This is a genomic window from Pseudomonas sp. GW821-FHT04D07 (assembly GCF_059420225.1).
Map to the genome: position 1 here is coordinate 1 of NZ_JBWKTH010000050.1, position 23,812 is coordinate 23,812.

13 protein-coding genes and 2 pseudogenes are annotated in these 23,812 nt (G+C 57.5%); all 15 read right to left on the reverse strand.

Annotated elements, in window-relative coordinates; translation table 11 throughout:
* Nucleotides 1–126 precede the first annotated feature (126 nt).
* The 15 genes and pseudogenes from AC07T0_RS31150 to cysM all read right to left on the reverse strand — a co-directional run bounded on the left by AC07T0_RS31150 (nucleotide 127) and on the right by cysM (nucleotide 23,433).
* Entirely contained in the window at nucleotides 127–492 is a 366-nt protein-coding gene (locus AC07T0_RS31150) for a hypothetical protein (RefSeq protein ID WP_495004778.1), read from the reverse strand.
* Nucleotides 493–495: 3 nt separating this feature from the next.
* Nucleotides 496–1,440: a deaminase domain-containing protein gene (locus AC07T0_RS31155; protein ID WP_495004779.1), complete on the reverse strand. Its 945-nt coding sequence runs from the start codon at nucleotides 1,438–1,440 to the stop codon at nucleotides 496–498.
* A gap of 108 nt (nucleotides 1,441–1,548) precedes the next feature.
* Nucleotides 1,549–1,821 carry a DUF6966 domain-containing protein gene (locus AC07T0_RS31160; protein ID WP_495004780.1) on the reverse strand — a complete coding sequence of 91 codons (273 nt, stop codon included), beginning with the start codon at nucleotides 1,819–1,821 and terminating at the stop codon, nucleotides 1,549–1,551.
* 449 nt (nucleotides 1,822–2,270) lie between these two features.
* Entirely contained in the window at nucleotides 2,271–2,843 is a 573-nt protein-coding gene (locus tag AC07T0_RS31165) for a hypothetical protein (RefSeq protein WP_232566452.1), read from the reverse strand.
* Nucleotides 2,840–3,967 (reverse strand): hypothetical protein, encoded by a 1,128-nt coding sequence (locus AC07T0_RS31170; protein WP_495004781.1) that lies wholly within the window; start codon nucleotides 3,965–3,967, stop codon nucleotides 2,840–2,842. Before AC07T0_RS31170 ends, AC07T0_RS31165 begins: the two co-directional genes overlap by 4 nt.
* Nucleotides 3,968–4,173: 206 nt before the next feature.
* Nucleotides 4,174–4,446: pseudogene (locus AC07T0_RS31175) on the reverse strand (hypothetical protein); the annotation flags it as partial.
* A 97-nt stretch (nucleotides 4,447–4,543) separates the two neighbouring features.
* Nucleotides 4,544–4,852 (reverse strand): annotated as a pseudogene (locus AC07T0_RS31180) (transposase); the annotation flags it as partial.
* 98 nt (nucleotides 4,853–4,950) lie between these two features.
* A complete protein-coding gene (locus AC07T0_RS31185; RefSeq protein ID WP_495004782.1) occupies nucleotides 4,951–5,376 on the reverse strand; it encodes a hypothetical protein in 426 nt (141 codons plus the stop codon).
* A complete protein-coding gene (locus AC07T0_RS31190; RefSeq protein WP_495004783.1) occupies nucleotides 5,377–15,165 on the reverse strand; it encodes a two-partner secretion domain-containing protein in 9,789 nt (3,262 codons plus the stop codon). It abuts the gene before it with no gap.
* 35 nt (nucleotides 15,166–15,200) lie between these two features.
* Nucleotides 15,201–16,913 carry a ShlB/FhaC/HecB family hemolysin secretion/activation protein gene (locus AC07T0_RS31195; protein ID WP_495004784.1) on the reverse strand — a complete coding sequence of 571 codons (1,713 nt, stop codon included), beginning with the start codon at nucleotides 16,911–16,913 and terminating at the stop codon, nucleotides 15,201–15,203.
* Nucleotides 16,914–17,168: 255 nt separating this feature from the next.
* Nucleotides 17,169–17,714 (reverse strand): DUF2058 domain-containing protein, encoded by a 546-nt coding sequence (locus AC07T0_RS31200; RefSeq protein ID WP_100944184.1) that lies wholly within the window; start codon nucleotides 17,712–17,714, stop codon nucleotides 17,169–17,171.
* Between the two features lie 25 nt (nucleotides 17,715–17,739).
* The gene (gene mazG, locus AC07T0_RS31205) at nucleotides 17,740–18,573 is read right to left on the reverse strand and encodes a nucleoside triphosphate pyrophosphohydrolase (RefSeq protein ID WP_218227729.1); all 834 of its coding nucleotides are present in this window, start codon (nucleotides 18,571–18,573) and stop codon (nucleotides 17,740–17,742) included.
* Nucleotides 18,574–18,815: 242 nt separating this feature from the next.
* Nucleotides 18,816–21,059: a GTP diphosphokinase gene (relA, locus tag AC07T0_RS31210; RefSeq protein WP_495004785.1), complete on the reverse strand. Its 2,244-nt coding sequence runs from the start codon at nucleotides 21,057–21,059 to the stop codon at nucleotides 18,816–18,818.
* Nucleotides 21,060–21,178: 119 nt separating this feature from the next.
* Nucleotides 21,179–22,531: a 23S rRNA (uracil(1939)-C(5))-methyltransferase RlmD gene (gene rlmD, locus AC07T0_RS31215; RefSeq protein WP_495004786.1), complete on the reverse strand. Its 1,353-nt coding sequence runs from the start codon at nucleotides 22,529–22,531 to the stop codon at nucleotides 21,179–21,181.
* On the reverse strand, nucleotides 22,531–23,433 hold the full coding sequence (cysM, locus tag AC07T0_RS31220; RefSeq protein ID WP_495004787.1) for a cysteine synthase CysM: 903 nt from the start codon (nucleotides 23,431–23,433) through the stop codon (nucleotides 22,531–22,533). Before cysM ends, rlmD begins: the two co-directional genes overlap by 1 nt.
* Nucleotides 23,434–23,812: the final 379 nt, after the last annotated feature.

Genomic DNA, 23,812 nt, shown 5'->3' on the forward strand with positions numbered 1-23,812 from the left:
CTGCCACCGACCGTTTACGAGCGGGCGATGGTGTCAAAATTACCTATCGAGGTGTCCGGAATTAGTTGACCACTACAGTCAGGAAAGCAGGCATCCGAAGAGAGTTAAGTAAGTGCCATTCAACACCTAAATAACTCGGAGAACCTCTAAATCCGATTTAATATCCGCAGAGTCTGCATCAGAAACCTCCCCTAGTAATGAATCCAATCCATGCTCGGATATTAATTGTTTTATCTTCTCTAAAAAAATATCGTGAGTAAACTCAGACTCCCTACCCGCGGCCAAAATAAGCCCTGATGTATAAAGCATAAGATTTTCTACAGGATGCTTAAAAGAATCTCGCATCTCGTCTAGCGCATACCCCACCTCCAGCTCATTCTCAACCCACGCCCCCCCCCACTTATTTTTCTTTCTTATTTTCGCGCGACAATAATCCGGATAACACAGCAATAGCATCCGATAAACTTCTTTATAACTAGCAACCTTAGACACAATTCAGTCCTTCAAAACTCTACGACCATTGGGATTAGCAACCACATTCACATTGATATTAGGGAAACGTTCTCTAAACTGAGAGATAACACCACTACAACTATCGCAAACCTTTAACTCACTAAAAATGTCAATCGTTCCGCTAGCAAGCCTATTATCACCCAGCATATCAGATATATTATCCAATATTTTGTACTCCGAATCTACAACTCTGTCTGTGGGTGCACCCTCTGCATTTTTTACAACCTTAGAAAGAAAGCCCTCACTTCCCGTCCCAACAAATCCATCCGCTGCTTTAGAAACGCCACTATGAGCAGCCATGCTCGTAGGCAAACCGTCCACATATATGTCTGCGACTGCAACATTTCCACGTGTTTTGAGCTCATCAGGAAGTTTAGCCCTAAGCTCTGCCACTTGGTCCTGCTTCACCTCCAGCCACTTAGGATCACTGGGCCCAAGATTTTCACGCCCATACAGATCCCTGTTACCCTCAATTCTCTCACTCACCGACGTCGGATTATAGGGGTCCCCCTCAAGCGTGGGCTTTCCACCACTATTGCCCACCGGCTTAGGGCCTTTCGGCGATTCAGCACTTTGTGCAATTGTCTGAAGCTTATCGACCTCTCCTTGGATAGAAGCCGCTGTCGTATCAGCAGCGATGGCTTTGTAAGAGCTGCTCGAAACGTCAATACCCGCTTTCGACAGTATCGAGGCCCCTTTCGCAACGTTCGCCTCGCCCCCAACCACGAGGTTAACGAATACGGCAAGGACTCCCCCCACCTGCTGACCGAGAGCCTCGGAATGGACATCCCCACCCTGCGCCAAGGCTTCATTCACAGAAGCCAGCTGTGCTTTTACTTGATCATACCTATCGCCGAGTATCTGTTGCGCATCGGCAGTCAGTATGAATTCGTCAATCGCGGCTTTGCCTTCAAGGGGATGAGCCATGAAATTAGCAGCGCTATCAAGAACCAAAAGGGGACGAATTTATTTTCTGACCACATCTACTGCTGACTCCCAACGGAATCAAATAAATCAGCGATGGGCTTTTTTTTGCTACATAGAGCAAAGGTAAAAAATCCTGTCCCTTAACGCATCCAGCTCGCCATTCTCCGTCAACAATAAGCGACCTTCTTTATAAAGGATGACATCATTAAATGATCCCATACCACCATACATTGAGATTATTTTTGCGGAGGCAGCCGCTGAGCCAAACTCAAATTCAGCCGCACTTTTATCGAATACATCAGCCCAATCTTCTCTCTCCCCTTGTCGAAGGAGGTCGGAAAGTTTTTCCAATACCGTTTTTATCTCATACATACTCTTCATTTCAAAGGACTCGCCCCAACAACATCAACACCATCAATAGCCCATGGTTTCACCACAACTATTTGTTTGGTCCCACCAACATAAAATCCACCTCAAAAATGGGACGCTCAAAAATGGGACGGATTTATTTTCTGTTCATTTACTGCCGACCCTTGGCGCCCACCGACAGAATCAAATAAATCCGTCCCCTTTTTCTACGGGCCGGATGATCGACTGCGCTACCAGTTCGAAGCGATTTCACGCATGCCCATGGAAGAGCAAGAACTGGTACGCGGCCTGCTCGATGCGGTGATTGTGAAACACCAGGTAGCGGGGGCCATTGCCCGTGCGGCAGGGCCAGCGAGTAAAGGGAAGGAATAAGCAGGCGGCTAAATAAAGGTCGGAAAATCAAAAGCCAGATAAAAACACCGGCGCTGGGCCGGTGTTAGGTGAGTACCGCTTACTTAGACTTAAGCAATCGCTCCTGATATCACACATAAAGCAGTAACAACTTGATCAGGATGATCTTCTAGAGGAACTCCCCAGCCGGTAACTTCAAGTCCACCATAGCTTTGATCGGTATAGAACCACTCTTCAGCACTATCAAACTCTAAAGATGTAAATGGCAATAGATCCGAAACCAAACTACCCAAGCCAATACCAGCCGGCAAAAACCCCTTATAAACAAACTCCCGTGCAAACTCCCCAGAAAAGCTAAAATCGTAAACCTTAACAGCATAAACCTTTCCCGCTCTAACCATTATTGATAGAGCTGGAGTTCCTTTTAGCAGACCATTAATAATTGCATCATTAAATAGCGAAAAAGAGTAGCCTCCATTTCCAAGCTCATCCAGACCATGCGTTCTCAATAGAAGGTCCGGCGAATTTTCAAACTTGTACAATAGACTGGACGCATCAACTAAATACTTAAGCAGCACACGTTCCAGCACTTCCGCGCTGACATCCAGCGGTATACCTGCAAGAGAGACGGATGGCACGATTGGTGCTACCCAAGATATTGAAAAATCGTTAGATGACGTCATTCTGGCACCCACGTGTTGGTGGAGGAGTTAAATACCATTTTCTGCCCCTGAGGGTTTAAATACTTTGTATTAGCATCATAAATAGGGCTCCCGCTACTAAAAGTCGGTCTGTAAGCCACAGGATCAACAACCTTAACTTTGCTCCCTTCAGCATAAGTAAGCTTGTAGTACTCACCTTTATGAGTTGACAAAACATCACCCCCAATAGTAGATGGACTATACTGAATTTCTTTAATCCCTGTAGTGCTACCTTCGACCGTATAGACCTGGGCATTACCAGATGAACTGGCTCTCACTTTAGGTGTAAGTGTTGCGCCATCCATGGTGAGCGACTGTTTAATATCATCTATCGATTTCCCCCAAACACTGGAAGGATTTCCAGCAATATCTCGAGGAATACCGGCTTGTGCCGCTAAGTCTTCGCGCAAACCATCCCGAGCAAGTGGAGATGTTGCCGGAATATCGTCTACTACCTTCCCAGCCGCACCTGCCTCTTTTGCACCTAGCTCGCCGCTAAAGTCACCAACGCCATCTACAACCTGCCCGTTAACAGTCGTCGTTCCTGAAGGATAGTCTCCAGAAAGCTTTCCACTATACGGACCTTCAGAGCTAGTCCAAGCAGGTGTACCGGTCGGACCTTTTGTGTTGGCGCCAACCTCCGCTACATCTGCTGCCCCTTTTGCAGCTCCACTTACCTCGCCGCCGACACCCGAGGACAGCCTAACATCCGGAATCCCGAGGCTAGCAGCGCCCATGGCGCCAACAACAATATTCCCAATACCATTCCAGATGTCGCCATTGACCACCTGGTTTGCACCATAGCCTGCCTGCATCGTACCACTGACGGCGGCGGCGGCACGAATCCCGAGACCCAGCCCACCAGGCATCGCATAGAGAGCGGGGCTACCAATGTTCGAAAGGCCTTGCTGCTCATTATTGATACGCAGATAGCCTTGAGCATCCTTGTATACAAGCTCATTCGTACTCTGTTCGCGGGTCCAGGATAATTGACTCCAGAGATCCGGCTGTTGCGCACGTAAGGCATCAGCATAGGCATTCTTGGCATCCATCGTGCCCGCGTAGTGATAGTCACTAACGGGAGCCGGACCATTTTTCACCAGCATTTCAACACTGGCGGCCGCCGCCTCCGGCCCATACTTAAGTGCCTGCTCGTAGCCATAGACCTGCAAATAGGCAGCCAGCTCGATTCGATCTGTTGCAGAAAGAGAAGTCGGATCTTTATGAAAGGCCGCTAATAGATCGTCACCAAAAATGGGACGGATTTATTTTCTGTTCATTTACTGCCGACCCTTGGCGCCCACCGACAGAATCAAATAAATCCGTCCCCTTTTTCTGCATTAAAAATATCAATCACCCCACTAACCCCCCTATTACTTCCAAGCATGTCAGCGACGTTATCAAGTATTTTATATTCGGCATCCGTAGATTTAAAAATAGGAACTCCACTCGCGTTATTTAGAGTCATAGCCTCAAAATTCCCATTGCCCTGCCCCACCAAGCCATCTCCCGTTACTGATACACCACTATGGGCCGCCATGCTGGGTGGTAGCCCATCTATATGAAGGTCAGCAACCGCAACATTACCACCTGTCTTTCATGGGGCTCGTTCACTGCAGAGCGAGTTGGCTTTTAGCCTTGACTCGAGACCGGCTAATGGGTGTCCCCTTTTCCCTCGTTCCGAAACTACCCTCGCGGTCTCTGGGGATCTCCAGGCGCAACGGGCCGTCGTCGGTCAGGACAGTCTTGCTGCTTTTGCCGTTGCGCTGGTTACTTGACTCCTCGGGGCGCTCCGCGCCCTGAGGATAGCCAAGATGATGTCCCAGCTCGGCGCCAAGGGCTCGCTCGATCAGCGCCTTCTTGAACGCCATCGAGGCATCCTGGATAGCTTCGGCGGTCATCGGGCCATTAACGAACTGATCGATCAGCTCTTTGGGAATGGCTGGAAGGTCTCGTGTGACCTCACGGGCTGGTTTTTTCTTGGTCGGCATACATGCACCTCTGCAACATGTTATGCCCGAACACAAAATTTATGACAGTCCCATCGGATTGAAAACCTGCTCCCCTTTCTTCCCCTCACAAACCGCACCTAAATTGATTCAAGCTTCTTTTTTATACTCTCAAGTGAAGCAACATCAAGAACATCGGTAGTTCTGCGACCATCCCCAATAATGCAACCTATCTGCCTAGCACACTCTGAGACATCTCCTCCCTGGCCAGCAATAGATCTAATGACCTCAAGCGCCGAAAAATAAACATCACGACTCTCTCTGCTGATAAACTCCAATAGCACCAACAAAATATCAGCATTTGAAAAATCACCTACCACCTCACAAAAGCGCACAGCCCAAGCATCGTTTTTTTGTGAAACCTCACTCAAAAGATCTTCCCAGTCCGCCTTTGAAAACTGCTCTAAAAGACCGAAAGCATGAAGATTCCCCACATCATGCCAGTAGTCTCCAACTTCCATATCGTTCGAAAATAACGACAGATAACTTTCAAACTCTTTATACATTTATTTCCCCAGAAAATCTTGTATTGTCAAACAGCCACGACCACACGGATATCCGGCAGTAAGCACGTCACCAACTTTAATAACTTCAACCTTAACGCCATTAACCGCAAGCTGATAAAGTGATGCACCATCAGAAGATCTCGTCGCGACGGGGGCTGTATTACCCACCGCCCTAACAGCACTAACAACCTTGTAATCAGTCCAATCTTCAGGAAACAAGGTACTCGTTTTAATTTTTGAGAGCCCGCCATCGTCGAACTGAGTAACCAGTTTAGCATTCCTTGTCCCATCAGCATTGACAGATAGCACCTCAACTGCAAAGTCTGGATGAGCATCGTTTATTGAACCGCTATGGGCACCAATGAGCTTATTACTCGTACCACTTCTTTGTCCATAGAGTATTTTCTCCTCCATCTCCACCGAAATGAATGTCTTCTTTGCCAAAGCAGATTCAGCCTCAACACCCTCGACTAATACTGAGGCTCCGCTACCATTCGCGTATTTACTGGCACCTTTAAACAGTATAGCTTCGATTGCAGCACGAGCCGCTGCAGTGCCGTAATCCTTCATTGGATTGACGTCACCTGGATAGGTATCACTACTGAAGGACGCCAGAACCTTGCTGCCTTGCGTGTAATCGTAAGGGGCAAACAGCTCTCCGGTTGCCGTCCAGCCAGCATCGAAAGACGCCAGCCCCCCTAACCCGGAAAAAATCGGTAAGGCGCAGCCAGCACCGGTTATACAGGCTGGAGTGGTTGCTACAGCAGTACCAAAACCACCCACCGCACCGGCAGCGCCCAGAACCGCTCGCTGAGCAGCACCGGTTCGTTGGATAGTTTCATCGTTACGAAGCAGACTGTCGTTAGCTTTATCCCACGCCCCGTACTCATCGAATGCTCCTGTCGCCACGAGCGCTTTTTGCTCGTTTTTGAAGCTGGCACCATATTGTTCGAGTTCAACAATATCTTTGTATCGAGGGTCTTCAGGCGGTACAGATGCACTGCAATGGACCAACGCACAGGCGGCTGCCTTCAGTTTGAGGGCGTTGTCAGGATCTTCAGCCTGAAGCTTTTCAAGAGCGAGGGTTTCCTTCTGATGCAACTGCCGGTTATACCCGTCAGCCATTTGCGCAACCCATGAGGCTTTATCGACATCACCTCCAGCAAGCCCTGAAGCCGTCAAACCGACAATCTGGGAGAACGCCTGACGCAGTTTCGGTTGCTTGTCGAAGGTCTCGTTGAGAACACCCGCCATGGCTTGGCTGGCACCCGCAGCGATTGCACCGCTTTTGAAATCACCGCCGGTTGCACTGGAAACAGCACCGCCAAACAAGGCGTGCATCGCCGTCCTCGCAACGCCCCCTTCTTTCCAAAGCGCCATGCCAGTTGTGTCATTGGCATCATGGGCCGCTTGCCAATGGTCCTGGGCGTAACTTCCGACGAAATTGAATGCCGTTGCAGCAACTACGTTGCCAGCTTGCGTGACGAGTCCTTGTTGCAGATTCTCACTCAAGCTGCCGCCACTGATGGCTGTTTTAATCGCCCCAGCCGCAACGCCCTGTGCCGCCGCGTGGATTGCAAAGCCGCCGATACCGTCCAGAGTGCTGAGATCAAATCCTTTCGTCAGGTTATTGAATGGTTTTGTAGTTCCACCCAACTTCGAATCAATAACTCCTTGCGTAAACCCGGCGGTCAACCCGGATATCGCAGCGCCCTTGAGGCTGTCACTGCTGAAGGTGTCTTTTACAACAGCCCCCAAATTACCTTTATTGCTGATAGCACTGTTGGCGGCGGTATTTTCCAGGCTAACGAATGCAACGTTTGCAATAGTAGCCGTGATAGAGCCCTCTGCTGCTCCGACCAAGGCTGCACCCGCACCTCCCGTCACCGCAGCTAGCAAGATTGCCAGGATCAATTGCGCACCCGCGCCTAGCCCGGAATGCTGATACTTGAAGCTCTGATGGATTTCTTCGACTCGTCGCCAATCAACATTCCCCTGAGCTTCGGCCTTTTTCAGCCAGGCAAGACTCGGATCAGCCGCCACCATTGCATCGACAGCCTGACTAACCGTTTGTTGGTTGACCTCTTTAATATCAATTTTCAGACCGTCGACAGCCTTGATCGTCAACTGTCCCTTGGCAACCATTTGGCTCTGACGAAAGGTTTCGTCCGTATGGCCTTCTCCCTTCATGGACATCCAGGCAAGACTGCTACTGCTCTTCTCGTGACTCTCCTGATGAAGGTCCTTCTGCCCTTCGAAGGTAATAGCCCCACCACTCTCGATGGTCAGGTCCTTACCACTCTCAAGTTTGGCCACCTGATAGTGCTGAGCATCGCCACTCTTAAGCGTGAGATCTCCCCCTGTCTTGATCTCGCTCCCGACATTGGTCACCTGGGTGACTTCGTCATGCTGGGTCTTCTTGCGACCCCAACTACCCTTTTTCTTCATGTCGTACAGCGAGTAGTCGCTGTTCTGCGCGGACAACAGATCCAACTGGTCGCCCGCCACCAGATAGGCCTCATTACCTGCAGAGATCTTGCTTGCGATCAGTCCAAGATCCTTACCTGCGCCGAGACTGACATCACCCCCAGCCTGAAGAGTCGTTGCCACCTGACTGACATGGTCGCGCTGAGTGGTCTCCCTTCTGCTTTTGGATAAGTAATGACTCTCATCCGCCGCCGAGCTCAGCGTCAGGTTCTCCGTCGCGGTCATGGCGATATCGCGCTTGGCGTCGATCTGGCTGGCGATGGCCGTCAGATCACGACCAGCCGTCATTTGCAGATCACGCCCCGCACTGACTGTCGACACCGTCTGGGTTACGGAACTGCTGTTGGCCCCTCGGCCGTTCGTGGCATTACGGCTCTCAGTCGCCGCGATACTGATATCGCGCCCGGCATTGATCACCGTATCGCCACCGCTCTGCAGCACGCTGCCGTTGTTGCTGACGTCGCGTCCGGCCTTGATGGTGAGGGTGTTCGCCGCTTCGATACGCGCGGCGTTGTCGAGCGATTCACGGTGCGAGTTGCCAAGATCGGAGCCGGTGACATCGCGCTGGTTGAGCACATCGCCGCTGATGGCCGTCACACTCACATCGCGCCCGGTAATGATCCCGCCCGACTTGTTGACGATGTTGTTACCCGCCAGTAAATCCAGGCGATTGCTTGCTTCAACCAGGCCGGTGTTGACCAGGTCGTTGCCGACCACGGCGGACAGGTTGTTGCTGGCACGCAAGGTCCCGCTGTTTTCCAGGTTCGCCCCGGCAATCAGGGTGACGTCTTTACCCTGGATCAGCGCCCCATTCGGCGCGAGTCGGTTGGTGGCCTGGGCCAGGTACAGCACCGGCACCAGTACCTCTTCACCGTTGACGACCTGCTTTTCCATCCAGACGATATCGTGGGTCAGCGCCGCGACTTGTTCGGAGGTCAGGCTCACCCCCACACTGAGATTGAGCTGCTGCTTGCTGCTAATGGCGTTGTCCATCAGGTACTTGAACAGCTTATCGTCGGAGGTCTGGCCGTCGATAAAGCGCTGCCCGGTACGGGCCGTCACCGCCTGCTGAATCAGTTTCTGCTCATAGAAACCATCGCCGAGGCGCTTTGCGCTGGCGTCCGGGTTGTAACCCAAGCCGGCCAGCAGGTAGTCCGAACTCATGAACTGCTTGAGGTCGGTGAGCACCGGGTTGGTTTCGATCAGGTATTTCTGTGGATTGGTCCTGGCCGAGTTGTCGGGCAAACCCTGTACGCGTGCCAGGGACTGGGGACTATCGGCGACGGTGATCTGAGCAGGGGCAGCAAGATCGCCCGGCGCGGATTGGCGCTGGGTTGCATTGATAATCGAACCGCCAACACTCCAGGTAGGCGCGGTGCTGGTCGCGCTGCCGCTGCCCTGCCCGCTCAGACGGAACAGGCCGTTTTGTCCGGTGGGCAGGCTAAAGCCTGGGAGCGTCAGGGGGTTGACCTGCTGCTGGGCCAGATTCGGCGGCAACTGGGCATTAAGCCGGAGCACCGTAGGCGCGCCAGTTCCGGCTACCTGGGTACTTTGAACCTGATTGGCGCCCGCGCTGAATCCGTAGTCCTGGTGAATGACGCTATTGGTCAGGTCTTGGGTTGCAGAGATCGAGACATTGCCGGCCGCCTGGATAATGGCACTGCGGCCTGAGCTGGTGCCGTCCGTGGCGACTTCGACGTCACCGGTCAAGGGGAATGACTGCAATTGACTTGGCAGCGCTATCAGGTTGTTGGAGTCATACTGGGATGGCGGTTTGGTCCTTAAATTGAATAAAATTGCGGGCGTCACTGTCTCGCCAGTGACGGCATCAGTGTACGCAACGAACGGCACCGTAGTATGGTCGCCGTCGCGACCCCCACCGCGCTCAGAATTCACAGCAAGCGCCCTGCTTACACCGCCAGAACCATTGATGTAGTAGATGTTCGGAAAGTCAGGGTTGTTTCGCGCGTTGTAATTAAACGCAGCATCAGCAAACTCAATGATGATGTCCTTATCAATATCACCCGTCCAATAGCTGCGCGTGCGCTCAATGGTGCCGCCAACTGCTCCAACGTTTTTCAGGTTGTCGGCCTGAATGGCAATATTGCCGCCGGCATTGATAGTGCTTTTGCTATTGAGAAAGTTGCCACCGCGAAAGGTAAAGTCACCTCCCGCCGAGAGCGACGCGGCGGCACTGGTGTCAGTGTCCTGTCCTTCGAAAGTTTCACGAACGACAATATTGGCACCGTAATAACTCCCCCAACATCTGATGCATTCATACGCGATAAAGCCCGAGACCAACTTGCGTCCCAGGCTGAAACCCTCCGTACGGTTCTCGAAGTTGGCGGCATTGATATTGAACTGGCCGGTACTTTCCAACGACCCGGAAATATTGCTGACCTGGTTCGCCTGGGTCGCACCGCCATAGCCACCGATACTGACGGCGCCAAAGCTGTAAAGCTGCGCCGAGTGGTTGGTGAAGCTGTTGACCTGCAACGCGGTATCGCCACCGCTGAAGATCAGGCCATTTTCATTCAGCAGACTGGGCGTGCTCAGCAGCAGGTTGCCGTTGCTGCCCAAGGTCCCGTAGTTATTGATTGAGCCGGCATTGACGCTCATGCCGCCAGCCGACGTGATGCGGCCGTAGTTATTCAACTGGCCGCCGACATTGAGCGTGGTATCGCCACCCCCGGCAATGCTGGCGGTGTTGCCCAGACTCACCTGGGCGGCACTCAAGCCCAGAGTACCCAGGCTGGTGTAACGACCATTGCCGCTGTAGCTACCACTCAAGTTCAAACTGGCCGTGCCGTCACTGGCGATCAACCCGTCGTTGCTCCAGTTGACACCGCTGCCGCTGAAGCTTTCTGTGGCGAGCAACTGCCCGCTTCCGGTCTGGGTCAGGTTCTTGACATTGACCGTCAGCCGCCCGACCTGGATCACGCTGCTGTTGGTCCAATCGTCGGCCGTCAAGGTCAGACCGCCGCGGGTCACCAGGCTACCGCCAGCATTGATGAGATTGACCGTGGCGGTGTCGAAGGTTCCGAGACCGGTGTGCAGTACGCTGCCACCTTGGTTCATGAAACTGCCGACGCCCAGGGTCAGGTCGCTGTTGGCGGTTTCCAACTTGCCGTTGCTGTTGTCGAACAGCCCGCCGATCTGGAATTCGGTCTTGCCGCTGCCGCCCAGTGCGCGCAACTGGCCGTTCTGGTTATCCAGGCTGGCAGCCCTGATGCTCAATGTGCTGCCACTTTCGATGATGCCCAGACGGTTGTTCAGCGCGCCATCCAGGCCGAGGGTGATCTGACTGCCGGAAATCTGCCCGTCGTTGTCACCGCTGTTATCGAAGTTGTGGCCCGTGACCTGGACCACGCCCTTGGCATAGAGCGCGCCATTGCGGTTGTCGAAGTCGCCTGCTCCGGTGGCGATCACGGCATCACCGGTTTGCGCAGCGATGCGCCCGCCGTAGTTGTCGATGCCACCCCAGGCTTGCAGGTCCAGGCGCTGGGCCTGAATCTGGCCGCCCTGGCGGTTGTTGTTGAGGTCGTAGCCGTTTCTCAACACCCCGACGACACGGGTCGTCAGCGCACCGCTGATGCTCGACAACAAACCACCTCGGCTGTCGAGGCTGGCCGCCTTGACGAACAGGTCACCGCCCTGGGCGATCACCTTGCCGCTCTGGTTGTCGATAGCGCCGCTGACATCCAGGCTGACTGCGCCCTTGCCTTGCAGTGAGCCTTTGCCATTGTCAAGGCTGGCGGCGGTCAGTTGCAGGTCGCCGTTGCGGCTGGCGATCAGGCCGCCATTACCGTTCTGTACCGCACCCGTCGAGGTGATCAACAGCTTGTCGTTGGCGCTGACAAGGCCGCCATTGCTGCTGTCCAGGCCGCCGGTAAGCAAGGTCAGCAAGCCCTGGCTGGAGAGTTCACCGCCCTGGTTGTTGATCTGACGGCTGCGTTGCACCAGCAGCGGACCGGCGCCGGAGAGTTTGCCGTTAACGTTGGTCAGTGTGCCAAGCAGGTCGAGGGTCACACCAGCGCCGCTGCTCAGGGTGCCATTGCTGTTATCGAGGTCGGTACCGGTAAAGGTCAGCGCCTGTTGCGCCTGCACCGTAGCGCTGTTGTTCAGGGCCATGGCGTTCAGCGTCAGCGCCGTGCCGGCGTCGATCAGACCGCCTTGGGCATTGTTCAGCAGGCCCGTGACGGTCAGGCTCTGGGCGCCCGCACTGGAGAGACTGCCGGCAGTGTTATCCAGGCTGCCCGCCTTGACGGTCAGGACTTGCTGGCTGGCCACCGCCCCGGCATTGCCGTTGAGCAGTGCACCGCTGAGTGTGACATCGACATTGCCGCTGCGGCTGGAAACCGTACCGTTGTTGCGGTTGTCCAGGCTGCTGCCGGTAAGCGTCACGCCCTGCCAACCGGACAGCAAGCCGCCGTTCTGATTGATCAGGCTATCGGCGGTCAGGGTCAACAGGTTGTTGCTGATCAGCTTGCCGCCGTTGCTGTTGTCCAGCGTGCGCCCGGTCAGGTTGAGGCTTTGCGCGCTGGTGAGGGTGCCGCCCTGATTGTTCAGGTCGCGCAGGTGATTGAGGGTCAGGTTGCCGGCGGTGGTGATTTTGCCGGCGGCGTTGTTCAGATCACCGGTCGCGCTGCCGAAGTCGAGGGCGATGGCGCTGCCCAGCAGGCTGCCACCCTGGTTGTTGATCCCGGCACTGTTGATCGTCAGGCCAGTGGTGGCATTGAGCAGGCCCAGGTTCTGGTTGGTCAACTGACCGTCGACGGTCAGGCCCAGGTCGGCGCGGCTGGTCAGCGTGCCGCCGCTGTTGTCGAGGCTACCGGTGTGCGCATCGACCGAAGCCGCCGCGATCATGCCCTTGATGGAGCTGAGGGCCTGGTCGATACGCAGGGTCAGGGCCTGGTTGCCCAGCAACTTGCCGTTGTCGTTGTTCAGGCTTTCGGCGGCCAGGGTGAACGCCTGGGCGCTGGAGATTTCACCGCCCTGGTTGTTCACCCCCTTGAGGTTGTTCAGCACCAGCAACGGCGCGTTGATGTAGCCACCCTGGTTGTTCAGTTGGCCGTGATTGAGGTCCAGGGTCAGGGCGCTGCTGCTGAACAACTTGCCGCCTTGCTGGTCCAGACCACTGACGCTGGCGGTCAAGGCCTTGCTGCTGGCAATGCTGCCGCCGTCCTGGTTGGTCACCTGTCCGGCGGTCAACTTCAGGGTGTCGGTACTGCTCAGGCTCCCCCCATGGCTGTTGTCAAAGGACCCCGTCCCGATCTGCGTAGCGCCCTTGCCGGTCAGTACGCCACTCTGGCGGTTGTCGAGGCTGGCACTGGTGAGCTGGAGCGTGGAGTCGGTAGCAATCTTGCCGCCTTGGTTGATCAGGGCACCGTCGCTGGTCAGGCTCAGTTGACCGGCACTGGAGAAGCTACCGCTCGAGTTATCGAGGCTAGCGGCGTGAGCCGTCAGCGTGCCTTCGCTGCTGATCAGCCCGGCGAGCTGGTTGGTCAGCGCGCCGTCGAGAGTGATGACCAGGCCCGACTGAGCGCTGAATGTGCCGCCGCTGTTGTCCAGCGTGCTGCCGGTCAGGCTCAGCGAGCCGTTGGTGATAACCGAACCGCCAGTGTTGTCGAGGTGGGTCGCGGTCAGGTCGAGGCGTTGCTGGGCGGTGATGCGCCCCTTCTGGGTGTTGTCGAGGGATTGACCCTTGAAGGTGAAGAGGTTGTTCGAACCCAGGCGACCGTTCTGATTGTTCACCGCACCGGTGGCGGTGATATTCAGGACGTTATTGGCCATGACCAGGCCGGTGAGGTTGTCCATCGTGCCGAGGATCAAGGTGCTGTTGCCCTGGCTGGAAACCTCGCCGGCATTGTTGTTCAGGTAGCCGAGGGTCGCGGTCAGAGCGTTCTGGCCCTTGATCAGGCCGCCCTGGGCGTTGAGCACCGTGTCAGCGGTCAGCTTCAGTTGGTCGGCGCCGAGGACCCGACCGTTGTTCTGGTTGTCGAGGGTGCCGGCGCTGACAGTGGTTTGCCGCTGCCCGCTCAAGGTGCCGCCCTGGTTGCCCAGGGTTTGCGTCGCCGTGACGCTCAAGTCGCGGCTGGCAATCATGCTCTGCCCGGTGTTGACGACGTTCTGCGCCGTGACGCTGACATCGCCGGTGCTGTTGCGTGTGTTATCGGCGTTGACCCCGGCCTCGATGATGCCGTGATTGCTCAACTGACCGCCGCTGTTGAGGGTGATGCTGTCCCGGGCCGCCAGGTTGTTCTGGCTATTCAGATCCCCCGTGGTCTGCACGTTCAAGCTGCTGCCGGCGTAGACCGGACCTTGCGCATCCAGGCTGGCGGCCTTCACATTGACCGCCCCGCTGGCGCCGGCCTGGGCCATGCTCAGTTGACCGTTGGCATCAAGCTGGATATCGCCACCGCTGGCCGCCAGATTGCCGGCCAGTTTGACCCCGACCCCGGCCTCGGTCCCCACCAGCTTGATGGCGCCCGCGTACATGCCGCCCAGGGCCGAGGAGTCGATGGCCACTTGTGGCTTGGTGCTGCCGTCGTCGGCACGCGCTGTGGCCTTGAGAGTTTGGGCGTCGACGTCGTTACGCCCAGCGATAACGGTCAGCTGCTTGGCGTTGATCTGCGCGTTGATGGTCGCGGCGCGAGTGATGATTTCGAACTGGTCGATGTTGTTCGCGTTGAGGCCGGAGCCGTCGATGGACACACTGCCCTGGTCGACCTGATAACCCGTGACCTGACCGTTGGTGATGACGGCCTTACCCGTGGTCAACGTCGCCTGCGGGGTGTTGATGAAGCCACAGCCGTTGCAGCTGATCCCGTACGGGTTCGCCACGATCACATGGGCCGACTGCCCCGCCACTTCGGTATAACCACGCAACTGGCTCGGACTGCCACCATTCACTTCATTGAGAATGACGTTGGCCGCCGCGCCGTTGAAATTTGGGTTACCGAGAATGATCCCGCCCAGTTGCGTGGACTGGGTTCTATTCGTCGAGTTGTTGAGGATGACCCCGCTGGCCCCGACGTTGTAGTCGCTGAACTGGTTGTGCGACAGGCCCTGGGCATTCGGCGCGGCAATGTTGACGATGGGCACGCCATTGCCCGCCTGACCGAGCGTGGTGCCTGGTGCATTGACCACGATCCCGTCCGCCTGGGCCAGCAACGGTTGCCAGAACATCGCGTTCGCCAGGATGAAGGCCAAGCCGCGCTTGGGCAGTCCGCAAAAGTGCTCACGGTTTTTCAGGGCCGCAGAAGGCTGGCGAGCCAGGAAGGCAAACTGACGAACGTCCATGTCGGGATCTCAATGCACGAGTGCGGTGAATGGCGTTAAAGGAAAAAATCCATACGGAAATAGATCGGCGCTTCACGCTCGGCGATCGGCGCGGGTCGTTCCAGGGAGTTGGCGAAGGTCACGGTGGCGGCGAGATGCTTGCCCCGGGCAAACAACTCGATCGAGTCGCTGGTCATGCGCCCATGCTGTTCAACGCTATAGCGGTCATGGCGGATCACGCCCTGGTCGTAACCGAGGCTGGTGCCGTACTCGGAAAGCAGCGGCTGCAACCAGCCCCAGGTCACCGGCCGGCTCCAGCGCAGGTCATTGCGCCAGTAACCGCCACTGTCACCGGACAGCGTTTGATCCTTGTAGCCACGAATGGAAGACTGCCCGCCCAGGCTCATGCGCTGCGAACTGAACAACACGTCGTCGCTACGCTGGCCGGTCATCAGGCTGCTGAAGCTGAACGACTCGCCCCACAGCTTGAACGGTTGCAGGTAGCTGAGCGTGGCGGTGTATTTGCGATAACGGGCGTCGGGCTGTCCCGGCTGGAGGTTCTCATTGTCCTGGGCACCGAAGGCGCTGATGCCATCCTGCATCCCCAGGTCGAGGTTGACGAAGGCACTGCCGATCCGCCGACCATGGGTGATCCCGAACTGCGCTTCGCTCAGACGGTTGCTGCTCGCGGCCAGCTTGCTGCCTTCGATGAAGTTGTTGGTGCGCAGGTAGGTCAGGCCGGTATTGAGCGAGGTCTTGCTCAAGGCGTCGCGGTAGATCACCCGCTCCAGCTTCAACTGATTGTTCTGGCTGTCGCCAGTCTGCTGGAAGTTGAAACCGTTGGCCTGAGCCTGGGAGCGGTAGTCGCTTTCGCTGTAGGTGTAGCTCAGGTTCCACCAGCCGAATGGCAGGTTGTAATAGAGCATGGCGTTGCGTGAGTTCTTCGTTTGATCGCTGACCACATCGTGGCCGGCACGCAAGGAAAACTGATCGGCCAAGCCCAACGGGCTGTCCCAATCGAAGGTCGTCCCGGCCTGTTGCTCGCCGGTGCTTCGCTGACCATCGTTGCCGTAGGAAAGCCCGGCCCGCCAAGGCTTCTGCGGGTTGTTCTTGACCAGCACCTCGCTGCCACCGACTGCCTTGCCCGGAGCCAGCTCCATTTGTGCCTGGTTGGATGGCAGGCGGTTCAACTGGTCGACCATCTGCTCGATCTCGCGCAGGTTGAGTAATTCGCCCGGCTTGCCGGGAAAACTCATGAACAGTTCGCGAGCGGATAGGCCGCTGCCGTCGGCGCCCTTCAGGCCTTCAAGCTTGCCTTCGACCACCAGCACCTTCAGGTTGCCGCTGGAGAGGTCCTGCTGCGGCAGGTAGGCGCGGCTGGTGACCAGGCCCTTTTCGATGTAGCGATCGGTGATGGCCTTGAGCAACTCATTGAGCTGCGGCACACCCAGGCACTGGCCAATGTAAGGTTTGAGCATGCGTTCGCGCTCGCCCGCGGACAGGGCATCCGCCCCTTGCAGGTCAATGCTCTTGATCGGGAAACAGCGGGTATCGGCCGGGGCCGTTGGTGCTACGGGAACTGCCGCTTTACCGGGCAGCTCCTTGAGTTCTTCGAGACGGCGCCGCTGCTCTTCGAGCAGACGGTCCTGGCGATCACGGATCAGGTCGGTGTCACCCGGAGTGGGTGCCGCATGGGCTGCGCCGAAAGTGCCCAGACAAAATACAGCGGACAGCAGACCACGCCTCGTCCTGAGTGCCAAAACCCACATCACAGATCCCTCTAAATGGCTTTATGCCATCAACGGGGCGCGATCATAGGGTGGCCATTTAATGGCGTCAATTAAATGTATCAAATCATTTCTATTTAGACACAAACAATCAGACCTTGGTGGTCGAGGCCCCAACTGGGTTGCATGTTCATGACCGGGCCTCCCGTAGAGAGCCCCCCTCCCAACCCAATCCATTGGTAAAGCCCCACAAATACAAACCCCGCCTTTTCAGCGGGGTTCGTTGTTTTCAACCGGTTACCACATCAGATCGTCAGGAATCTGGTAGGCCGCGTACGGATCATCCTCGTCCGGCACCTGGGCTTCGCTCAGGACGTTGAGCTGGACGATACGCTCAGGGGCCCGCTCTTGGATCTTCAGCGCCGCTTCACGGGGGATCACCTCGTAACCGCCACCGTGGTGGACGATCGCCAGGGAGCCGTTGCTCAGCTTGTTGCGCATCAAGGTGTTGACCGACAGGCGCTTGACCTTCTTGTCGTCGACGAAGTTGTAGTAGTCCTCGGTGGTCAGCTTGGGCAGGCGCGAGGTTTCGATCAATTGCTTGACCTGGGCCGCACGGGCCTTGGCCTCGACCTTTTCCTGCTGCTGGCGGTTCAGCTCCTGGTCGCGCTTGACCTTCTCGGCCTGCGCTTCCTGGGCCAGGCGCGCCTGGGTGTCGTCAGCCTCGATCTGGCCCTTGTGGACCAGGCGCTGCTGCTTCTGTTTCTCTTTGCCGACCTGTTTGGCCTGCTTCTGGTTGACCAGTCCTGCTTTGAGCAACTGGTCGCGAAGGGAAAGACTCATGGTGCTTACTCACTTGGGCAACGGCTCAGCCGCAGCTGGGCCTATTCTTTTCCTGACGTTTGGCTTCGCCCCACAAGGCGTCCAACTCTTCGAGGGTGCAATCTTCCATGGGACGGTGGGTGTCGCGCAATGCCTGTTCGATAAAACGGAAACGTCTGTCGAATTTGCCATTGGCGCCCCGCAAGGCATTTTCCGGGTCGACCTTGAGGTGCCGGGCCAGATTGACCACCGCAAACAGCAGGTCGCCGACTTCATCGGTGATCGCCGCCGGGTCGTTGTCGGCCATGGCTTCGAGCACCTCGTCGAGTTCTTCGCGGATCTTGTCCACCACCGGCAGGGCGTCCGGCCAGTCGAAACCGACCGTGGCCGCGCGCTTCTGCAATTTCGCCGCCCGGGACAGCGCCGGCAAGGCAGCCGGGACATCGTCGAGCAGGGACAGTTGCTCGGGCGCGCGGTGGTTCTCCGCACGCTCCTGGGCCTTGATCTCGTCCCAGCGCAGCTTGACCTGTTCCTCGCTCAAGCGCGGCAGGTCCACGGGGGCGTAGAGATCGCCGGTGGGAAAGACATGCGGGTGGCGACGAATCAGCTTGCGGGTAATGCTGTCGACCACACCGTCGAATTCGAAACGCCCTTCTTCGCGCGCCAGTTGGCTGTAATAGACCACCTGGAACAGCAAGTCGCCCAGTTCACCCTGCAAGTGCTCGAAGTCGCTGCGCTCGATGGCGTCGGCGACTTCGTAGGCTTCCTCCAGCGTGTAGGGAACAATCGTCGCGTAGGTCTGCTTGATGTCCCAGGGGCAGCCGTATTGCGGGTCGCGCAGGCGGGCCATGAGGTGGAGCAGGTCTTGAAGGCTGTACATCGATGTTCTCAATACTCTTGAATTGAGCGTCGCGAGCGAAGACATGGCTAGGCCCAATGCCATTCAGTTAAGCGAACATTGCCCCCTGTAGGAGCGAGCTTGCTCGCGATGGTAGTCAGGACGCCGCGGGGTATCAGGTGCCCAGCGTTATCGTTGACGTCCATCGCGAGCAAGCTCGCTCCTACAGTCGACCGTATGCGGCCTTAACTGAACAGCATTATGGCCAGGCCGAGCGCAGCCGCTCAAGGGATGCGGTTACGCCGGGTTTCAATGATGTTCGGCAACTGGGAAATCCGCCCCAGCAACCGCCCCAGTGCATCCAACCCCGGAATCTCGATGGTCAGGGACATCAACGCGGTGTTGTCCTCCTTGTTCGAGCGGGTATTGACCGCCAGCACGTTGATCCGTTCGTTGAGCAGCACCTGGGACACGTCACGTAGCAAGCCGGAACGGTCGTAGGCACGGATGATGATATCCACCGGATAGGTCAGCACCGGCACCGGGCCCCAGCTGACCTGGATGATCCGCTCCGGCTCGCGCCCACCGAGTTGCAGCACCGCGGCGCAGTCCTGGCGATGAATGCTCACGCCACGACCCTGGGTGATGTAACCGACGATGGCATCCCCCGGTAGCGGCTGGCAGCAGCCGGCCATCTGGGTCATCAAATTGCCGACCCCCTGGATCTGGATATCGCCACGCTTGCCCGGTTTGTAGCCGGTGGCCTTGCGCGGAATCAGTTCCAGCTGTTCGTTGCCGCGCTCCGGCTCCACCAGCTGCTGCGCGGCGTTGACCAGTTGCGCCAGGCGCAGATCACCCGCGCCGAGGGCGGCGTACATGTCCTCGGCGGTTTTCATGTTGGCCTTGTCAGCCAGCTTGTCGAAATCCACCTGCGGCAGGCCCAGGCGCGCCAGCTCACGTTCGAGCAAGGTCTTGCCTGCCGCGACGTTCTGGTCGCGGGCCTGCAACTTGAACCAGTGCACAATCTTCGCCCGCGCCCGCGACGTGGTGATGTAGCCCAGGTTCGGGTTCAGCCAGTCACGGCTCGGCGTGCCGTGCTTGCTGGTGATGATCTCCACCTGCTCGCCGGTTTGCAGGCTGTAGTTGAGCGGCACAATGCGCCCGTTGATCTTCGCGCCCCGGCAGTTGTGGCCGATCTCGGTGTGGACCCGATAGGCGAAGTCCAGCGGGGTCGCGCCCTTGGGCAGGTCGATGGCATGACCATCAGGGGTGAAGATATAGACCCGGTCCGGCTCGATATCGACCCGCAACTGCTCGGCCAGGCCACCGATATCCCCCAGCTCTTCATGCCACTCGAGCACCTGACGCAGCCAGGAAATTTTCTCTTCGTAATGATTGGAGCCGGATTTGACGTCGGTACCTTTGTACTTCCAGTGCGCGCACACCCCCAGCTCAGCCTCTTCGTGCATGGCATGGGTGCGGATCTGCACTTCCAGGACCTTGCCTTCGGGACCGATCACCGCCGTGTGCAACGAGCGGTAGCCGTTCTCTTTCGGGTTGGCGATGTAGTCGTCGAACTCTTTCGGAATATGCCGCCACAGGGTGTGGACGATGCCGAGCGCGGTGTAGCAGTCGCGCATTTCCGGGACCAACACGCGGACCGCGCGCACGTCATAGATCTGGCTGAACTCCAGGCCCTTGCGCTGCATTTTGCGCCAGATCGAATAGATGTGCTTGGCCCGGCCGCTGATATCGGCCTTGACCCCGGTGGCCAGCAATTCATTTTCCAGCTGGTTCATCACCTCGCTGATAAAACGTTCACGGTCCAGCCGCCGCTCGTGCAGCAACTTGGCGATCTGCTTGTACTGGTCGGGTTCCAGGTAACGGAACGACAGGTCTTCCAGTTCCCACTTGATATGTCCGATACCCAGACGGTGAGCCAGCGGCGCGTAGATATCGAAGACCTCGCGGGCGACGCGGTTGCGCTTCTCGTCGTCGGCAGTCTTCACCGCACGGATCGCGCAGGTGCGTTCGGCCAGCTTGATCAGCGCCACGCGGACGTCGTCGACCATGGCCACGAGCATCTTGCGCAGGTTTTCCACCTGCGTCTGACTGCCCAGGACCTGGGACTGGCGCGGGCTGAGGCTGGCGCTGATGGCGGCCATGCGCAGCACGCCGTCGATCAGCTTGGCGACCACTGGACCGAACTTCTGGCTGACCGCGGTCAAGGGGATCTGCCCCTCGCGCACGCAGCGATACAGCACCGCCGCTACCAGCGAATCCTGGTCCAGCTTGAGGTCGGCGAGAATCTCGGCGATCTCAAGGCCAGTGCTGAAACTGGAACCCCCTTCGGGCCAGAGGTTCTGCGCCGCGTTGGTCTGTTGTTCGGCAAGCCGTGCGTATTCGCAGGCTTGTTTCAAGGCCTCACGGTCCAGCGCCAGATCGACGCTCACCGTATGATCAAGCCATGCCTCGAGATTGATACTGCCGTCGGTGTTGATCGGCTGGTGTGCTCTCACCTGTACCATCTTGCTTACCTTCCCTACGACGCAGATTCAATGCGTCAAAATCGCTGACCTGTTATGGCCCCCGCAGCCTGGCTGGGCTGACAGAATACGGCGGCGGTCAGTCGGACCAGACGAGCATCCTAGCTCGCTTCAAATAACGCCATGGCCTCGACATGCGCAGTCTGCGGAAACATATCGAGGATCCCGGCACGTTTTAACCGGTAGCCCTGCTTGATCAATTCAACTGTGTCGCGCGCCAGCGTCGCCGGATTGCAGGACACATACACCAACCGTTTGGCACCCAGGGCGGCGAGCTTGCCCACCACCTCGAACGCACCGTCACGGGGTGGGTCCAAGAGTACCGCAGAAAAGCCGTCTTTGGCCCAACCGGCATCACTCAAAGGCTGGGATAAATCGGCCTGAAAAAAATACGCATTATGCAGATTATTGCTCAAGGCATTGGCGGCGGCCCGTTCGACCATGCTCGCCACGCCTTCCACCGCCACCACTTCACGCACCTGGCGGGCCAGCGGCAAGGCAAAGTTGCCAAGCCCGCAGAACAGGTCCAGGACACGCTCATCGGCAGCCGGTTTCAGCCAGTCCAGCGCCTGGGCGATCATGGCCTCGTTGACCCCGGCATTGACCTGGACGAAGTCCCCCGGCCGATAGGCAAGCGCCAGATCCCAGGTCTCCAGGCGATAGCCCAGGGGCAACGACGGGGCCACCGGCTGCGGGCCGTCTTCGCCATGCAGCCAGAGTTGCGCCTCATGCGCAGTGCAGAAATCCTGCAGTACTTGCAGGTCCTGCGCCGACAGCGGTGCCATATGCCGCAACAACAACGCCAGCGCCGAACCACTGAACAATTCCACATGGCCCAGGGCCTGGGGTTTGCTCAAGCGCCGCAGCATGGCCGGCAATTCGCGCATCAGCGGTTGCAAGGCCTGTACCAGCACCGGGCAATCGGCGATGGCAACGATATCCTGGCTGGAGGCGGCACGAAAACCGACCTCGAGGGCCTTGCTCTTGGCGTCCCAGCGCACGGCCACGCGGGCCCGTCGCCGATAGCCGAATTCCGGGCCGGTCAAAGGTGCCGCCCACTCCAGCGGTTCGACGCCGGCGACACGCGACAGTTGCTCGGCGAGCATGCTCTGTTTCAGGGCGAGTTGGTCGTCGTGGGGCATATGCTGCACGCTGCAACCGCCGCAGCGTCCGGCATGGGCGCAGGGCGCGGGACGGCGCTGTTCGCTGGCGAGGAACACCCGTTCGGTGCGCGCCTCGACCACCTTGCCGTGGGCCGCCAACACCCGCGCTTCAACCTCTTCACCCGCTAGGGCGCCGGCGACGAACCAGGTGCGCCCTTCAACAAAGGCAATGCCACGCCCGTCGTTGGACAGCCGCTCGATGGTCAGGCGCTGCTTCTTGCCGGTTGGTACTTGTGGCGCCCGGCTACCGCCAGTGGGCTGGAAGCGCAGGCCGCGTTCATGCTTGGCCATCAGTTGGGCGCGTCGTAGATGCCGGTCGACAGGTAACGGTCGCCTCGGTCACAGATGATCGCGACCATCACCGCGTTCTCGACTTCACGGGACAGGCGCAGCATGGCTGCCACCGCACCGCCGGAAGAGACGCCGCAGAAAATACCTTCCTCGCGGGCCAACCGACGCATGACGTCCTCGGCTTCTTCCTGCGCCATGTCGACAATGCGGTCGACCCGTTCGGCCTGGAAAATCTTCGGCAGGTATTCGTGGGGCCAGCGACGGATGCCCGGAATCGAGGCGCCTTCCATCGGTTGCAGACCGACGATCTGCACGTCTGGGTTCTGCTCCTTCAGGTAACGCGACACGCCCATGATGGTCCCGGTGGTGCCCATGGAGCTGACGAAATGAGTGATGGTGCCCTGGGTCTGACGCCAGATTTCCGGACCGGTGCTGGTGTAGTGCGCTTCGGGATTGTCGCCATTGGCGAACTGGTCGAGCACCTTGCCACGGCCTTCGGCCTGCATGTGTTCGGCCAGGTCACGGGCGCCTTCCATGCCTTCCTCGCGGGTCACCAGGATCAACTCGGCGCCATAGGCGGTCATCGCCGCCTTGCGTTCGGCGGTGGAGTTGTCCGGCATGATCAGGATCATCTTGTAACCCTTGATCGCGGCGGCCATGGCCAGGGCGATCCCGGTGTTGCCCGAGGTGGCTTCAATCAGGGTATCGCCGGCCTGGATCTGCCCACGCAATTCGGCGCGGGTGATCATCGACAGTGCCGGGCGATCCTTGACCGAGCCCGCGGGGTTGTTCCCTTCGAGCTTGAGCAACAGGGTATTGCTGGTGGCGCCGGGCAGACGCTGCAAGCGGACCAGGGGCGTGTTGCCGACGCAATCGGCGATGGTGGGGTACTGCAAGGTCATGGCGTATTCGCAATCCAGACTGCGGGGGCTGACATCATACCGGCAAACGCTGGCGCTCCATATCACTCAAAATGCAGTGCCTATAACTGAACGATATAACCCGAGCAAACCCAACGCCCCGCTGCCTGTCGTCGTGCCCCCCACATTTTTTTGAACCCCCTGAAGGATTTTTTGCGCTCATGGTCCATGACTCCTCTTGAGAAAATAGAAAAACAAGACTGTTTTCCAAGACTAAACATCCGGAGCGTTTTACCTATCTGTCAGAAATGACAGTTCCGACCAACGGCTACCTCTTCCCCCTTCGAACTGTCATTTCTGACAGTAGCCAGCCTGGTGTTTACGGCGCCCAATAAACCCCATCGTCAACCCGATAGGAGTC

What these genes read in the sequence shown, in the direction of transcription:
- AC07T0_RS31195 (WP_495004784.1), bottom strand. Translation starts at nt 16,913, where the DNA reads ATGTGGGTTTTGGCACTCAGGACGAGGCGTGGTCTGCTGTCCGCTGTA.
- AC07T0_RS31165 (WP_232566452.1), bottom strand. Translation starts at nt 2,843, where the DNA reads ATGACGTCATCTAACGATTTTTCAATATCTTGGGTAGCACCAATCGTG.
- relA (WP_495004785.1), bottom strand. Translation starts at nt 21,059, where the DNA reads ATGGTACAGGTGAGAGCACACCAGCCGATCAACACCGACGGCAGTATC.
- AC07T0_RS31190 (WP_495004783.1), bottom strand. Translation starts at nt 15,165, where the DNA reads ATGGACGTTCGTCAGTTTGCCTTCCTGGCTCGCCAGCCTTCTGCGGCC.
- rlmD (WP_495004786.1), bottom strand. Translation starts at nt 22,531, where the DNA reads ATGGCCAAGCATGAACGCGGCCTGCGCTTCCAGCCCACTGGCGGTAGC.
- AC07T0_RS31170 (WP_495004781.1), bottom strand. Translation starts at nt 3,967, where the DNA reads ATGCTGGTGAAAAATGGTCCGGCTCCCGTTAGTGACTATCACTACGCG.
- mazG (WP_218227729.1), bottom strand. Translation starts at nt 18,573, where the DNA reads ATGTACAGCCTTCAAGACCTGCTCCACCTCATGGCCCGCCTGCGCGAC.
- AC07T0_RS31155 (WP_495004779.1), bottom strand. Translation starts at nt 1,440, where the DNA reads ATGGCTCATCCCCTTGAAGGCAAAGCCGCGATTGACGAATTCATACTG.
- AC07T0_RS31185 (WP_495004782.1), bottom strand. Translation starts at nt 5,376, where the DNA reads ATGTATAAAGAGTTTGAAAGTTATCTGTCGTTATTTTCGAACGATATG.
- cysM (WP_495004787.1), bottom strand. Translation starts at nt 23,433, where the DNA reads ATGACCTTGCAGTACCCCACCATCGCCGATTGCGTCGGCAACACGCCC.
- AC07T0_RS31200 (WP_100944184.1), bottom strand. Translation starts at nt 17,714, where the DNA reads ATGAGTCTTTCCCTTCGCGACCAGTTGCTCAAAGCAGGACTGGTCAAC.
- AC07T0_RS31160 (WP_495004780.1), bottom strand. Translation starts at nt 1,821, where the DNA reads ATGAAGAGTATGTATGAGATAAAAACGGTATTGGAAAAACTTTCCGAC.